This is a genomic window from Johnsonella ignava ATCC 51276 (assembly GCF_000235445.1).
Lineage (GTDB): Bacteria > Bacillota > Clostridia > Lachnospirales > Lachnospiraceae > Johnsonella > Johnsonella ignava.
The window spans coordinates 113,887-129,383 of sequence record NZ_JH378829.1 but is presented as its reverse complement, the minus strand read 5'-3'; the positions used below and the strand labels follow the sequence as shown (position 1 = coordinate 129,383).

Annotated in this window: 14 protein-coding genes and 2 tRNA genes; 12 read left to right on the top strand and 4 right to left on the bottom strand. The window is 36.1% G+C overall.

Features of this window, described 5'->3' with window-relative positions; all coding sequences use genetic code 11:
- Positions 1-18: 18 nt before the first annotated feature.
- Positions 19-951 (bottom strand): carbamate kinase, encoded by a 933-nt coding sequence (gene arcC, locus HMPREF9333_RS00620; protein WP_005539044.1) that lies wholly within the window; start codon positions 949-951, stop codon positions 19-21.
- Positions 952-1,431: 480 nt separating this feature from the next.
- On the opposite strand from arcC, the gene HMPREF9333_RS00615 reads away from it, so the two are divergent.
- Genes HMPREF9333_RS00615 through HMPREF9333_RS00605 form a run of 3 tightly spaced genes read left to right on the top strand, consistent with a single transcriptional unit; the run spans position 1,432 to position 4,361 of the window.
- Positions 1,432-2,313 (top strand): CPBP family intramembrane glutamic endopeptidase, encoded by an 882-nt coding sequence (locus HMPREF9333_RS00615; protein ID WP_005539042.1) that lies wholly within the window; start codon positions 1,432-1,434, stop codon positions 2,311-2,313.
- Complete coding sequence (locus HMPREF9333_RS00610) at positions 2,310-3,332, top strand: glycosyltransferase family 2 protein (RefSeq protein WP_005539040.1); 1,023 nt, start codon at positions 2,310-2,312, stop codon at positions 3,330-3,332. The genes HMPREF9333_RS00615 and HMPREF9333_RS00610 overlap by 4 nt, the downstream gene beginning before the upstream one ends.
- Before the next feature lie 57 nt (positions 3,333-3,389).
- Positions 3,390-4,361 carry a hypothetical protein gene (locus HMPREF9333_RS00605; RefSeq protein ID WP_005539038.1) on the top strand — a complete coding sequence of 324 codons (972 nt, stop codon included), beginning with the start codon at positions 3,390-3,392 and terminating at the stop codon, positions 4,359-4,361.
- Between the two features lie 59 nt (positions 4,362-4,420).
- On the opposite strand, the gene HMPREF9333_RS00600 is transcribed toward HMPREF9333_RS00605, so the two are convergent.
- From HMPREF9333_RS00600 to HMPREF9333_RS00590, 3 genes are all read right to left on the bottom strand, one after another.
- The gene (locus tag HMPREF9333_RS00600) at positions 4,421-5,122 is read right to left on the bottom strand and encodes a phosphatase PAP2 family protein (RefSeq protein ID WP_005539036.1); all 702 of its coding nucleotides are present in this window, start codon (positions 5,120-5,122) and stop codon (positions 4,421-4,423) included.
- Positions 5,123-5,225: 103 nt separating this feature from the next.
- Positions 5,226-5,299 (bottom strand) — tRNA-Met (locus tag HMPREF9333_RS00595).
- 22 nt (positions 5,300-5,321) lie between these two features.
- Positions 5,322-5,394, bottom strand: a tRNA-Val gene (locus tag HMPREF9333_RS00590).
- A gap of 274 nt (positions 5,395-5,668) precedes the next feature.
- On the opposite strand from HMPREF9333_RS00590, the gene HMPREF9333_RS00585 reads away from it, so the two are divergent.
- From HMPREF9333_RS00585 to HMPREF9333_RS12405, 9 genes are all read left to right on the top strand, one after another.
- On the top strand, positions 5,669-6,586 hold the full coding sequence (locus HMPREF9333_RS00585) for a diacylglycerol/lipid kinase family protein (RefSeq protein ID WP_005539034.1): 918 nt from the start codon (positions 5,669-5,671) through the stop codon (positions 6,584-6,586).
- A 147-nt stretch (positions 6,587-6,733) separates the two neighbouring features.
- Positions 6,734-7,270, top strand: a complete 537-nt coding sequence (ispF, locus tag HMPREF9333_RS00580) for a 2-C-methyl-D-erythritol 2,4-cyclodiphosphate synthase (RefSeq protein ID WP_005539033.1) — start codon at positions 6,734-6,736, stop codon at positions 7,268-7,270.
- Between the two features lie 80 nt (positions 7,271-7,350).
- On the top strand, positions 7,351-8,760 hold the full coding sequence (cysS, locus tag HMPREF9333_RS00575) for a cysteine--tRNA ligase (RefSeq protein WP_005539031.1): 1,410 nt from the start codon (positions 7,351-7,353) through the stop codon (positions 8,758-8,760).
- The gene (locus HMPREF9333_RS00570; protein WP_005539030.1) at positions 8,745-9,176 is read left to right on the top strand and encodes a Mini-ribonuclease 3; all 432 of its coding nucleotides are present in this window, start codon (positions 8,745-8,747) and stop codon (positions 9,174-9,176) included. The genes cysS and HMPREF9333_RS00570 overlap by 16 nt, the downstream gene beginning before the upstream one ends.
- Before the next feature lie 121 nt (positions 9,177-9,297).
- Positions 9,298-10,035 (top strand): 23S rRNA (guanosine(2251)-2'-O)-methyltransferase RlmB, encoded by a 738-nt coding sequence (gene rlmB / locus HMPREF9333_RS00565; protein WP_005539029.1) that lies wholly within the window; start codon positions 9,298-9,300, stop codon positions 10,033-10,035.
- 453 nt (positions 10,036-10,488) lie between these two features.
- On the top strand, positions 10,489-11,547 hold the full coding sequence (locus HMPREF9333_RS00560; RefSeq protein WP_040882010.1) for a metal ABC transporter solute-binding protein, Zn/Mn family: 1,059 nt from the start codon (positions 10,489-10,491) through the stop codon (positions 11,545-11,547).
- A 273-nt stretch (positions 11,548-11,820) separates the two neighbouring features.
- Entirely contained in the window at positions 11,821-12,570 is a 750-nt protein-coding gene (locus HMPREF9333_RS00555; RefSeq protein WP_156797240.1) for a metal ABC transporter ATP-binding protein, read from the top strand.
- Positions 12,571-12,611: 41 nt separating this feature from the next.
- Positions 12,612-13,514 carry a metal ABC transporter permease gene (locus HMPREF9333_RS00550; RefSeq protein ID WP_005539026.1) on the top strand — a complete coding sequence of 301 codons (903 nt, stop codon included), beginning with the start codon at positions 12,612-12,614 and terminating at the stop codon, positions 13,512-13,514.
- A gap of 5 nt (positions 13,515-13,519) precedes the next feature.
- Positions 13,520-15,289 (top strand): metal ABC transporter permease, encoded by a 1,770-nt coding sequence (locus tag HMPREF9333_RS12405; RefSeq protein ID WP_005539025.1) that lies wholly within the window; start codon positions 13,520-13,522, stop codon positions 15,287-15,289.
- The last annotated feature ends 208 nt before the right edge of the window (positions 15,290-15,497 follow it).

The following is a 15,497-nucleotide window of genomic DNA, read 5'->3' as shown; positions in this document are numbered from 1 at the left end:
CTAAAATAATATTATAATTTATGAAATGACGGTGCCCGCCTTTCCTTTAAGAGCTTCACGATATTTGTCAATAGAGGTTATAATAGTACGGCGATTTTTGCCTGAATTTATAAAATCAATACCTGCCCGTATTTTCGGGAGCATGGAAGCGGATTCGAAATGTCCTTCCTGAAGGAATTTCTCCGCTTTTTTTGCCGTTATATTATAAACAGGCTGTTCATCGGAAGTTCCGTAATTTAAAGATACATGCTCAACAGAAGTTAATATTAGAAACAGATCGGCATCAATTTCTCTTGCAAGCAGACCGCCTGCAAGGTCCTTTTCAATTACGGCGGAAGCACCTTTAAGCTGCCCGCCCTGTTTGATAACCGGGATTCCGCCTCCTCCGCAGGCTATTACCACATGGTCGGCATCCAGAAGTGCCTTTATAGCATCAATTTCAACTATTGCAACAGGATTTGGTGATGCAACTATACGCCTAAATCCTCTGCCTTTGATTTCAATTATAGAATTACCCTTTTCTTCCTCAAGTTTTGCATCTTCAAGGCTCATTATTCTGCCTATTATCTTTACAGGTGTATAAAATGCATCATCATAAGGATTGACTGTAACCTGAGTAAGAAGCGTTGAAACTGTTTTATAGATCCCTCTTGAAAGCAGGGTACTATGGAGAGTGTTTTGCAAATCATAGCCTATGTAACCCTGGCTCATGGCAGAACATACGCTCATAGGAGCATTTGTATATCCGTCATGGATTTTTGCAAATTCATTCATGGCAGTGTGTATCATACCCACCTGTGGTGCATTTGAATGAACTATGGCAAGCTGCCATCCGTCCTGCACAATCTCTGCAAGTACCTCTGAAGTTTTTGCAATTGCTTTTTTTTGTTCAGGGAAAGTGGTTCCTAAATCCTTATGTCCTATTGATACAACAACTCTTTTTTTTGGCATAGTTTATATCTCCATTCATTATGCAGACTGCCCTTTGTATTTATAATACGGGCAGTTTTTGTCTATTGCGAACTGATTGTTATTTTTACCTTATGGCATATCTGCTTACAACTGAGTATTTTACTATAAATACTGATTAAGTGTTTATAGTATGAAAATCTCATTTAATTTGTGCTACTCTTATGCATTTTTTATATATCTGTCTTTGAGTCTTTATAAAGCCCTGTGTTACGGGTATACAGCCTGTCAATTACTTCAGATATAAAATGAATATTAACAGTTAAGAATAGTCAACAGAGAGGATTCTAACATATTGTGTATCTTTAATCAATAAAATATTTTGTACTATATAATTGTTGCATAGCTTATGCCGGATAGTTATTATGCTATGGTAAAAAAAAGTGGTCAAAAGCCTGTAAATTATGTATAATAACCAAATAAGAGAAAATAAAGTCAGAACAAGGAGGTTAAATTTACGGTATGGGGCTTTTAAAAAAACTATGGAGTTCTTTATACCCCGCTTTACTGTATGGTACGGTACATGCGTTTTTACTTTTAATCTTGATGTCAGTGTATTTTTATAGTGTAACTGATGGAAATTACGGCGACTATTTGGAAACATTGTATGTAGTTACAAATGCAGCTTTAAAAAATACCATATTGTTTTCCGGGATTGCAGCTGTCATATATTTACCATTAATGGCAGGGCTTTATATAAGTGATAGATTAAGATGGAATTTTAATGACGGTATTATTGTAAGGAAAACAACAATTACAGATTATATTATAATTATACTGCTTGGCATCGCACTTGCTTTTACACTGAATATAGCAGTTAGCTATTTTATTAACGAGTTTGATATAAAAGACAAAAATTTTGATGAACTTAAAGATAGTATAGATAATGCAAGCTTAGGATTGCAGTTACTTGTTGTAGCGATTATTGCTCCGGTAGTTGAGGAGGTTATATACAGGGGGCTTGTATATAGACGTTTGAGACACTATTTCGGAAATATATCTGCGATCATTGCATCATCAATTCTATTTGGAGTATTACATGGGAATTTAGTACAAGGAATTTATGCCTCGATTTCAGGTATTGTTCTTGCTTATATTTATTATAAAAAAGAAAATATATTTTTATGTATAGCTTATCATATGGCTGCAAACACATCTGTAGTGCTTTTGCCGCAGCTTGTACTGATGAGCGGACAAGAACTTCAAACAGAGGATATAGGTGCTGCAAGTATCGGTTTTGTAATTTATGTACTGATATCGGTGGTAATGTCTATAGCAGGGCTTGTTTACCTGATAAGAATTAAAGTCGACAAAGATGTTGTTTTTGGGAGGGAAATGATATGAAAATACTAAGTATAGCGGTGCCGTGCTATAATTCGGCAAAATATATGAGAAAATGCATTGATTCCCTTCTTAAAGGCGGGGAAGATGTGGAAATTCTTATAGTGAATGACGGTTCTTTTAAGGATAATACTGCAGAGATAGCTGATGAATATGAAACTAAATATCCGGGTATATGCCGTGCCCTGCATAAGGAAAACGGAGGACATGGAGATGCCGTATATGAGGGGCTTAAGGCTGCCACAGGAGAGTTTTTTAAGGTTGTTGATTCGGATGATTGGGTAGATGAAAAATCCTACGCACTTATACTTGAGAAGCTTAGATATTTTATAAATGAAAGTGATACGGAACTGGATCTTCTTATAAGCAATTTTGTATATGAAAAGGAGGGAGCCCAGCATAAGAAAGTGATGAATTACAGGAGGGTTCTTGAAAAGGACCGTATACTGACATGGGATGACATAGGAACCTTTCTGCCCGGACAGTACATACTTATGCACTCGGTTATTTATCGGAGGAAGATGCTTATAGAATGTGGGCTTTGGCTTCCTAAACATACTTTCTATGTAGATAATATATTTGTATATTATCCGCTTCCGTATGTGAGAACGCTATATTATATGGATTTAAATTTTTACAGGTATTTTATAGGCAGAGATGATCAGTCAGTCAATGAGGAGGTTATGATCGGAAGGATAGATCAGCAGATTAAGGTTACAAAGTTAATGCTGGATGCATATAATCCCTATAAAATTGAAAATCACAAGCTTAGGAAATATATGGTGCTTTATCTTGAGATAATGATGGTTATATGTTCTATACTTGCAATAAAGTCGGAGGATAAAGATAATCTTATAAAGAAAAAAGAGCTGTGGAGATACCTCAGGAGGTCGAATATAAGACTGTTTTTAAGGCTGAGATGGGGATTTTTGGGACAAGGGGTAAATATACCCTTTAAGCTTGGCAGAAAATTCTCTGTACTGTGCTATAAAATCACACAAAAATTTTATGGTTTTAATTAATCAACCGGGATTAAGCTTAACAGCATATATTTTTTATAAAAATGGGGAGAAATTATAATGAAAAGGATTTTTCTAGTTGCAATTACAGCCTTAATGTTTATAACTTCACTATCGGCATGTACAAAAAGTGCTGATAAGGAATCCGCCACTGAATCTGCCAAGCCAAAAAGTGAAAGTAAATCATCTGCAAAGGAAAATAAAAAAGAAAAGGATGATGTTAAAGAAGAAAATAAAAAAGCTGAAGATAATAAAAAGACTAAAGCTCCGGACTACTCTTTTACTGAGATGCTGGCAGTGGATAATGATGAGTGTATTATTAAAATCACTGGAATTGAAGAAGATCCGATATGGAAACATAGATTTAATGTATATTTGGAGAATAAAACTTCAGATAAGGATTTAACCTTTACAGTAGTTTCCGGTTCTATTGACGGGATAGAATTTATACCTACACTTTATAGTACGGTCCCTGCAGGTAAACAAACAAATGGATCTGTATGTTTTATAGATAGCGAGCTTGATGAAGCTGAGGAGGATTATGCTTTTAGCGATATAGAGCTGACCTTTCTTGTTACTGAGGCGGAAAACTATTTTGCAGATAGTGTAGCTAAAGAAACAGTTCATATATACCCTTATGGTAAGGATAAGGCTGTAAAATATGAACGAAAGCCCAAGACATCAGACCAGGTTATCCTTGATAATGAGTATGCGAAGGTTGTTGCCATAGGAGGCAGAAAAAGCGATATAGACGGGTATGATATAAATCTTTTTGTGGTAAACAAATATGATGACGACATAATATTTGCAGCCGATAAGCTTTCGGTAGACGGTTTTGCAATGTCTGCTTACAGCAGCGGTACTATTTTAAAAGGCAACTGTAGATTTGTAAAATTGGGATTGCTTGGAGAGGATTTAAAAAATAATAAAATTGATAAGATTGAAAATATAGATTTACATTTAAATATTATGAGCTCTGATTTCATGGAAAAAACCTACTATGATGATATGGCAAGTTTTAAGTTACAGTAATATAATATATGAAAAAAATTTAAACCTGCTCCTATGTATATAAGGGGCAGGTTTAAATTTTAAACAGCAGTTGATTTTCTGCGTGTTTTTTTGGCGATTTGCGGGAACTCATCAGGAACCTTTACTTTTCCGTAAACAACAAAATACATAACGACTCCAAGTATAAATGCCGCAAATACATCAAGCATGGAATGTTGCTTTAAAAATACTGTTGAAGCACATATACTAAGGCAGGATATCAATGAAAATATCTGCACGGCTATATTTCCTTTAAAAAATTTACTTTTGGAAATTGCTATATGTGCACCTATTGAATTATATACATGTATGCTGGGAAACACATTTGTATTAGTATCAATACTGTATATAAAATGTACAAGCTTTGTTGCCCAGTTCCTGTTAAAATCTAAAACAGGCCTAAGATTGGTGCCGTTTGGATAAATCTGGCATATAAGCAGGCAGGTACTCATACCGACACATATATAAAACATAAAATGATAAAATTCGTTCTTATCCTTTAAAAACAAAAAAACCGTAACTGCTCCAAGATATACAAACCAGTAAAGGTAGGGTATTATAAAATATTCAACAAACGGTATTACATCATCATAATGGCTGTGTATAATATTAAAGTTTGTTGTAACAGTATTTTCAAGATATTGATACCAGATCAAATACAGTATGGAATATGAAAAAACCCAAGCATGATTGTATGTCCTGAGCAGCTTTAAACACTTTTCTTTAAAAACACTTTTCTTCATACAGTACCTCACTTCTATAATTAAATATCAATAATAATAGGATGAAGGGTATTGCTGCCCTGCTTATATGATATACTGAAAACCAAAAATAAGCAATAAAAAATAGCGGAAGGGAGACTTGAACTCTCGACACCACGGGTATGAACCGTGTGCTCTAGCCAACTGAGCTATTCCGCCATATCGTTTAAAAATCTAAAAATGGGACCTACAGGGCTCGAACCTGTGACCCTCTGCTTGTAAGGCAGATGCTCTCCCAGCTGAGCTAAGATCCCAAGGCTTTTTAAACGCCAGATAAGTATATTCAAAAAAGCTGTTATTGTCAAGAGGATTTTTTGATTGTACTTTTTCTTTATTACCTTATATGCTATAATTCTTAAAGAAGCGATGATTTAATCAGCGTTTTCCTGGACCGCTGTATATGGGCATGCAAAAAATCGCATGAAAACGGCATAAAGTATATGCGGTTTTTATATAGAAAATATTTAGCAGGCGTTTACCTGTTTTCCTGACACAGGATAACTGCCGACATGACAGATAGGAGATTAAATGCTTAATTTTATTATAAATCCTAATTCAGGTGGTGAGAGAGGATATAAATTATGGAAAACCCTTGAACACTATCTTGTAAAAAAGAAGATAGCCTATAAGGCATATATAACAGATGGAGTGGGAGATGCGGCGAGGATAGCAGGTGAACTTACCGACACTGATGAAGAGGTCTGTATAATAGCGGTGGGCGGAGACGGAATAGCCAATGAGATAGTTGACGGTGCAAGGATAAGCCCGGGCTTTACAATGGGATATATACCGACAGGTTCGGGAAATGACCTTGCAAGAGGACTTAAGTTGCCTAAAAGCCCTAAAAGATGTCTTAAACATATATTGAAATCTAAAGAAATTAAGGAAATAGATTATGGTATTTTAAGCTATGGAAAGGGCTGCCACAGGAGATTTATAGTAAGTTCAGGCATAGGTTATGATGCAAAGGTCTGTCATGATATAGCTGAAAGAAGGAAATTGGGTATACCTACAGGTTTTTTGCTAAAAAAATTTATATATATAGCATCAGGTATTAAATGCCTTTTAAAGACAAAACCTGTAAAAGGTTATGTAATATTTGACGGTGAAAAAAAAATTGAATTTAATAATATAGTGCTTGTGGCTTCACATAATCACCCTACTGAGGGAGGGGGCTTCAGATTTGCGCCTAAAGCCGATAATACTGACGGTGAACTTTCAGTGTGTATAATACACCATAAATCAAAGCTTAAGCTTGTAAAGATACTTTTAGGTGCAATGTTTGGAAATCATATGAAGTATGCGGGTGTAAGAAACCGTGAATGTCGTGAGATAAAAATACATACTGAAATCCCTCTTGCGGTGCATACGGACGGGGAGGTTGTCGGTATGTATACAGATGTGGAATTAAGATGTATAGGTCAGAAGCTCAGGTTTATAGTCTGACACCGGTTAATACCATGAGTCGGCTTTTAATTAATTGGATTATAAATAAATTGTTTATCAAAAGCAAAATAAACCTGTATATTTATACCGGTGTTTTGCAGAAGATATGCAGACAATAACAGATTTTAAAGAGGATTATACAGTTATATGAGAATCGGACACGGTTATGATGTACACAGACTTGTCTCCGGCAGGAAGCTTATACTGGGAGGCGTTGAAATACCATTTGAAAAGGGGCTTCTTGGACATTCGGATGCAGATGTGCTTTTGCATGTTGTAATGGATGCACTTTTAGGTGCTGCCGGGCTTGGAGACATAGGAAAGCATTTTCCCGACAGCGATGAAGAATATAAAGATATTTCAAGTATGGCATTGCTTTCAAAGGTAGCTGACATGCTTTTGGAAAAAACTTACATAGTTGAAAATATTGATGCCACCATAGTGGCACAAAAGCCTAAGATGGCTTTATATATTGACGATATGAGAAAAAATATATCTAAAGTTTTAAATATAGAGCTTTCACAGGTAAATATAAAAGCGACTACTGAGGAGGGGCTGGGATTTACAGGAGACGGCGAAGGAATAAGCGCACATGCCGTCTGTCTTATAACTTCAGTCAGAGATATAGCTTCTCAGGATATAGCCGGAAGTACAGGTTGTGGAGGCTGTTGCGGTATATTTTAGCAATTAAGCCGTAAAAACTGAAACAGGATCTAAACAATAAATAAACGATAAAACTATACTAAATAAGGAAATTTCAATTTATGAGGATTTTTAATACATTTACAAGGAAAAAGGAAGAGTTTGTACCGCTTGAAGAGGGCAAGGTAAAGATGTACGTATGCGGTCCTACGGTATACAATCTTATACATATAGGTAATGCAAGACCTATGATTTTTTTTGACACTGTAAGGAGATATTTTATATATAAAGGATATGATGTAAACTATGTCTCCAATTTTACCGATGTTGATGACAAGATTATAAATAGGGCTAAAGAAGAGGGTGTAGAATCAATAGTTATCTCTACAAGATATATAGCTGAATGTAAAAAAGATATGGCGGATATGAATATAATGCCTGCGACAAAGCATCCGCTTGCAACGCAGGAGATAGACGGCATGGAAGATATGATAAAAACTCTTATAGAAAAAAAACATGCCTATGTCGCTAAAGACGGGACCGTATATTTTGATGTAGAGAGTTTTAAAGATTACGGCAGGCTTTCAAATAAAAATATAGACGAACTGCAATCAGGTTTCAGAGAGCTTCAGGTTACCGGTGAGGAATCCAAAAAATCACCGGCGGATTTTGTACTTTGGAAACCTAAAAAAGAGGGGGAACCGTATTGGGATTCTCCATGGTCAAAGGGACGACCGGGGTGGCATATAGAGTGTTCAGTTATGAGCAGGAAATATCTTGGTGTCCAGATAGATATACATGGCGGAGGAGAGGATCTTATATTTCCGCACCATGAGAATGAGATAGCCCAGTCAGAATCAAGCAGCGGTATGAAGTTTGCAAATTTCTGGATGCATAATGCTTTTTTAAATATTGATAATAAGAAAATGAGCAAGTCTCTGGGTAATTTTTTTACGGTCAGACAAATAGGTGAAAAGTATGATTTGCAGGCACTTAGATTTTTTATGCTTAGTGCACATTATAGAAACCCGCTTAATTTTTCAATGGATTTAATGGAGAGCTCAAAAAATGCACTTGACAGGATTATAACTTCAGTTGAAAGGCTTGATGAGTTTTTATTACAAAGCAGCCGTGATGCTGCCGATGACATGGAAAAACAAAATTTAGACCGATTGCTTAAACTTAAAAACAAATTTGAGGTTTTTATGGATGACGATTTTAATACTGCCGATGCTATAAGTACGGTGTTTGAAATAGTCAGGCTTGCAAATTCAACTGCAGATGAAAACAGTTCAAAGGAATATATAAATGCTCTGCATGAAGCCATAGATACATTATGTAACGTGTTAGGCATAATAACAAAAAGGAAACAGTTAAGTATTGATGAAGAAGTGGAAGCCTTAATTGAAAAAAGACAGGAGGCAAGAAAGAATAAGGATTACAAACAGGCTGATGAGATAAGAAACCGGCTTCTTTCAATGGGCATAGTGCTTGAGGATACAAGGGAAGGTGTAAAATGGAAGAAGGCTTAGGCTGTATACTTGAAAGCTTTGATATAACGCTGCCTGATACAGGCTGTTACTCGCCTGTTATACTTGCCTATATAGGTGATGCGGTTTATGAGACGGTTGTAAGGACGGTTATAATAAGCAAGGGGAATAAATCCGTAAAAAAACTTCATACACAGGCGACTGAGTATACAAGTGCCGCAGGGCAGGCAAAACTGTTTAGAAATATAAAGGATTTGCTTAGCGAAGAGGAGTACGCCATATTTAAAAGAGGGAGAAATTCAAATTCTCACAGCAGTGCAAAAAATGCCTCGGTATCTGATTACAGGCATGCCACAGGGCTCGAAACTCTTTTGGGATTCCTTTATATAAATGGAAACTATAAAAGGGTTGTGGAGCTTATAAAGTCAGGCTGGAGCAAGACTGAATATAGTGCCTGAATATAAAAATATAAAAATATTATTTATGTTTAAATAAATTTTTACTTCGGCAAAGTGTTAAATTTATAAAAAAGTGTTTAATTCACAAGCAGTAAAGTTTTGTAAAGAAGGTTTTAATTTAATGGATGAAAATATAATTTACGGGAGAAATGCGGTTATTGAGACACTGCGTTCATGCAACTCCGTAGACAGGATTTATATACAGGAGAATCTTAACGGTCAGTCTGTAAAAGTTATACTTGATGAGGCGAAAAAGCATGGAGTAAAAGTAGAATTTATAGATAAAAAAAAGCTTGATATAGTATGCGCCTCAAGTAATCATCAAGGAACGGCTGCCTTAGCCGCTTCATATAAATATGCGGAAGTTGAAGATATATTAAAAATTGCGGAAGATAAAAATGAGCCGCCTTTTATAATACTTCTTGACGGTATAGAAGACCCTCACAATCTTGGTGCTATAATACGGACGGCAAACCTTGCCGGAGCACATGGGGTTATAATACCTAAAAACCGTGCGGCAGGGCTGACAGCTGCAGTTGCAAAGACCTCCGCCGGTGCGCTTAATTACACAAAAGTGGCAAGGGTTGCAAATCTTTCAAGAACTGTTGATAAGTTAAAGGAAAGGGGGATATGGTTTGTATGTGCGGATATGAGCGGTGCATCAATGTATAGCATTGATTTAAGCGGTGCAATCGGGATTGTAATCGGCAGTGAAGGAAACGGCGTAAGCCGGCTTGTCAAGGAAAAGTGTGATTTTCATGCAGCGATACCTGTAAGAGGTGAGATAGACTCGCTTAATGCTTCAGTGGCAGCAGGTGTATTGGCATATGAGGTGGTAAGAAGAAGAATAGCAGTATGAAAGTGCGGTATATAGGGGACACTATCTATTTGCCGCACTTTTTGTGTTGCTTAAAAAATGTGGTTTTAATATTTAATAGCATTGATTGTAGGAATAATTATTACATGAAAAAAATCGTTGTAAGGAGCAAATGAAAATCCCGGCTTGTCTAACTCAAAAATCAAATAAGAGGCTATTATATAGCAACTTGCTAAACAGTAAATCAAAAAGGTTTGCTGTTTTTTTGTAATAATTACAAAAATATTATAGGGTGCATGCTATGGGGGTGTATAAACTTTATAATGAAAATCGGATCGTAATGTTATAAAAAAGCTTGAACACAACGAATCTATAAAAAAGACTTGACTAAAATCTTAAATTAGGGTATATATTTATATGAAATTAGGCTTTCCAAAGAATATACTTTAGGCATGCCTAAAAATTATGAAAATAATCAAGAAAGAAGGTATTTAAATGAGTAAATTTGGCAGTAAAGTTAAAATAATTATGGCTGCCGTATCTATGATGGCACTTTTGGCAGCATGCCAGCAGGGGGGAGGAGATCAGACAACACAGCAGAGTTCAGGTTCAGAAGCGATGAAGTCGGATGCAAAGGCTGACATGAAGTCGGATGCAAAGGATAATTCAAAAAACTCAGATATGAAATCTGACAAAAAAAGTGATAAAGACAAAAAAACGGTTGTAGTAACCACTTCGTTTTTACAGGATATGACTGAGCAAATAGCGGGAGATACTGTAAATATAGAGCTTATAATACCGGCAGGAGAGGATCCGCATCTTTATACGGCAAAGCCTGAGGACAATAAAAAACTTCAGTCGGCAGATCTTGTACTGTATCACGGTTTGCATTTTGAGGGCAAGATGGTTGAGGCGCTTGAAAAGCTGGGAACGGCTGTAAGCAAGAATTTTCCAAAGGATAAGATAGGACAGATGGATGAGGACGGCGAGATGGTTGTAGATCCTCATTTCTGGTTTGATATAGATTTATATAAGCTTGCGGTAGAGGAAGCATGCGATGCACTTTCGGGATTAAATCCGGAACAAAAAGAAATGTATGAAAAAAACAGGGACAGTTATATAAAAGAACTTACTGAGCTTGATTCCTACATAAAGGAAAATATTGAAAAAATACCTGCTGACAGAAGATATCTTATAACCCCACATGATGCTTTTAACTACTTTTCAAGAGCCTATTCAGTAACTGTGAAAGCACCACAGGGTGTAAGTACTGAATCTGAGGTTTCAAATCAGGACATACAGGAAACCATTGATTTTATAGTAGAGCATAAGATAAAGGCTGTATTTGCAGAATCAACCACTGACCCTGCACGTATGGAAAAACTTAGAGAAGGTGCGGCTGCAAAGGGACAGGATGTGAAGATAGTAGGAAAAGAAGGCGAGCAGGATGAACAGCTTTTTTCAGATTCACTTGCACCGAAAGGACAGCCGGGAGATACTTATATAGATATGTATAAGCATAATGTTGATCTTATAGTTAAGTATTTAAAATAAAAATATAATAAAATATTTTAAATTAAAAGACCGAAGAAAAAATAAAATAATTTAATAATAAATAGGACTGATACAGGCGATACAAAGCGGTATCATAAAAAAGCGACATGAAAGGGCGGATTGAGACATTTCACCATATTGGTTAGATATGGTGAAATGTTTTGAGAAGCCCTATTTGGTGATTAATTTATGAAAAAAGATATTAACAGGATTAAAACCATAACTGACTTAAACAATAAAAATGAGGAATATAAAAAATCAGGCTCCCAAAATATGTCTGAGGATTTTTCTCAGGAAAATCAGGCTGCTTTAAGTAAGCAGCCAATAGTGCATGTTGAGGATTTTACAATGGCTTATACTGATAAGCCTGTTATATGGGATATAGACCTTGATATATATGAAAATTCTATAACTGCCATAATAGGACCTAACGGTGCAGGGAAGTCTACTCTTATAAAAGGAATTTTAAGACTTTTAAAACCTGTGTCGGGAAGGGTTTTGATTATGGGAAAGCCATATAAGGAGGTATATAAAAATATTGCTTATATACCTCAGTCAGGAAGTGTAAACTGGAATTTTCCCACCACTGTGCTTGATGTAGTTATGATGGGAAGATATACACATCTGGGACTCTTTAAAAGACCGGGTAAAAAGGAAAAAGAGCTTGCATTTAAGGCACTTGAGAAGATGAAAATGGTTGATTTTTCAGATAGACAGATATCAGAGCTTTCAGGTGGACAGCGACAGAGGGTCTTTCTGGCAAGAGCTATTGCACAGGATGCTTTAATTTATTTTATGGATGAGCCTCTGCAGGGAGTTGATATAAAAACTGAAAGCATAATAGTTGAAACCATGAGGGAATTTAAAAAAGAAGGAAAAACAATTATAGTAGTACATCATGATCTTTCAACACTTGAGGATTATTTTGATCATGTGGTTATAATCAATAAGCAGCTTGTAGCTGCCGGAAGAACAGAAGATGTGTTTACGAAGGAAAATCTTGATGTGGCTTATGGCGAATGATATATTGTATATAGATTTATTGTAGGGGAGGGACTGATTTTATGGATTTAAGTATTTTAAAGGAATACTCCTTTATAGTTGTAGCGGCAGGAACAGTGCTTCTTGCTATGGCTTGCGGTGTTATAGGAACGATAAGTATATTAAAGGGACAAAGTCTTATAGGCGATGCGGTAGGGCATGCTTCACTTCCCGGAATAATACTTGCATTTATGATATCAGGACAGAAAAATTCGATAATATTAATGCTTGGTGCTATAATTGCAGGCATCATAGCATTTTTGCTTATACAGATAATATCGGACATATCAAAGATAGAGGCGGATACCGCCATGGCAATAGTTCTTTCGGCTATGTTCGGTTTAGGCATGGTGCTTAAAAGTTATATACAGGGAAATGCAGGATATCAGCGAGCTTCACAGTCAGGTCTTGCAAGCTATATATTCGGTCAGGCGGCATATATATTAAAAGATGATGTAACTATTATATTTATTGTATCAATTATTGCGATTGTACTTTTTATTCTTTTTTATAAAGAGATAAAAGTATATGTATTTGATGAGGCTTATGCGGGCACCATAGGCATTAAAAAAAGGCTGGTTTCAATGCTTATAATGATAATGACCATGCTTCTTATAGCAGCCGGACTAAAGATGGTAGGTGCTATACTTATAAGCAGTATGCTTATAAATCCGGCGGTTACAGGGCTTCAGTGGAGTAAAAGATATGAGAGAGTGCTTATAATTGCCACTCTGTCAGGAGGAGTATCAGCTTTTGCAGGAACATTTATAAGCAGTGCATTTAAAGGATTTTCAACCGGTCCCAGTATAACGCTTGTTATGTCTGCTATTGCACTTTTATCAGTGCTTTTTTCACCCAGAGGTATTATAGCGATGAGGTTCTGGAGAAGAAAAATGGCATCTGAAGGCAGCATGGTCAAGAGGTAAGGAATATGATAGAATCATTGTATATATTAATAATTACAGCGGCTGCATGCAGCATACTGGGGGTATTTCTTGTACTCAGGAGGCTTTCAATGGTTTCGGATGCCATATCACACTCGGTTTTATTGGGTATAGTGATAGGTTTTTTTATAACCAGAGATTTAAGAAGTGTGTGGCTTATAATTGCTGCCGCATTATTCGGTGTGTTTACAACTATGGCAATAGAGATACTTATAAAGAGCAGGAGAGTAGGAGAGGATGCTGCGGTAGGCATCATTTTCCCGCTTTTTTTCTCTATTGCGGTAATTCTTATAACTAAGTTTGCAAGAAATGTACACCTTGATACCGATATGGTTCTTATGGGTGAAGTTATAGTTGCACCCTTTAACCGTATAGATATTTTAGGTTTAAGTTTTCCTAAAGCACTTGTACAGATGAGTGTGGTACTTGTATTAAATATTGCATTTATAATACTTTCATTTAATCGTATGAAGATATCTACATTTGATCCGGTATTTTCCGCTGTCTCAGGGATAGGAGTCGGGGTTCTTTACTATATATTTATGGGCCTTGTTTCACTTACCTGTGTTGCGGCATTTGAATCTGTAGGAGCAATACTTGCAATATCATTTTTTATAGCACCTGCTGCAAGTGCCTGTCTTATATCAAAGAGATTGACAACCACACTTTTTTTATCTGTGATATATGCTATAATTAACAGTACTTTCGGATATCTGCTGGCAATAAGATATAATATATCCATGTCAGGAATGTGTGCCTGTGTTTCAGGAATTACATTTTTTATAACTGTATTGTGCTGTAAGAATGGGATTATAACACAGGAGATTGACAGAGTGAAAAAAAGAATACGTTTCAGAAATGAACTTTTACTTCTTCATATAGGAAACCATGGAAATGCCTCAGATATGCTGAATGAACTCGGACTTGGGAGTATTACAAAACATATAGGTTGGAATGAAACGGTGCTTAAGTTCCATGTAAACAGTCTTATATCAAAAGGCTATGTATATAAGGCAAATGAATGTGGAGTTTATAATCTCACGGATGCAGGAGTTGAAAAAGTAAATAATATTAAAAGGCTTTACGGTCTTGTTTTGGGAGGCAAGGATTTGACAAAGATAGATACAAGCAGGGATGATTATATAATAGCAATCTATGAGTGCAAGGAAAGAGGCGAAACTGCCACAAATAAGCTTCTCTGTGAAATGCTTAATGTTAAAGCGGCATCTGTTACGGAAATGGTTAAAAAGCTTGTTGAATCTGAAGATGTATATCTGGAAAATAAGGATATATATCTGACAGAAAAAGGCAGGACTGCAGCAAGAACTTTACTTACAAAGCACAGACTTTGGGAATTATTTTTGGTTGAACATCTCGGTTACAGCTGGCAGGAGGTACATGCAGATGCCGAGGTGCTTGAACATGTAACTTCCGAGAATCTTAAAAACAGGCTTAATGAATTCCTGCATAGACCGCAGCACTGTCCTCATGGCAATGAAATTTATGAGAATCACCCGGATCCTGACAGGCTTATATGTTTGGCAGATATGAAAGCGGGAGATAAGGGTACTATACATAAGGTATGGGATGATAAGAAGCTGCTTGAATACCTTGAGGAAAAGGATCTGGCATTAAATGACGAGATCGAAATCATTGAAATAGACAATTTTGATAATTCAGTCTTGCTTAAAAAGAAAGGAAAACAGGTTTATATAGCAGGAAAGGCAGCAGACAGGATTATGGTGTCAGGAAGGTAAGTTCATTATAAGAGAATCTCTTATTTATAGACTTTTTCTCATTAGTCTCTAGTCTTTCTTAAAATATAAAGTGCATTCCCGTACTTGTTTTTTAAAAATAGTTGTTAAAAAGTTGTAAATATATTTTTTTAGAAAACCGGCATCACATGTTAGACGGGTGGTGCCGGTTTTTTAAAATGCTATTTTAGAAATTTGGTTCAGGTTTTAT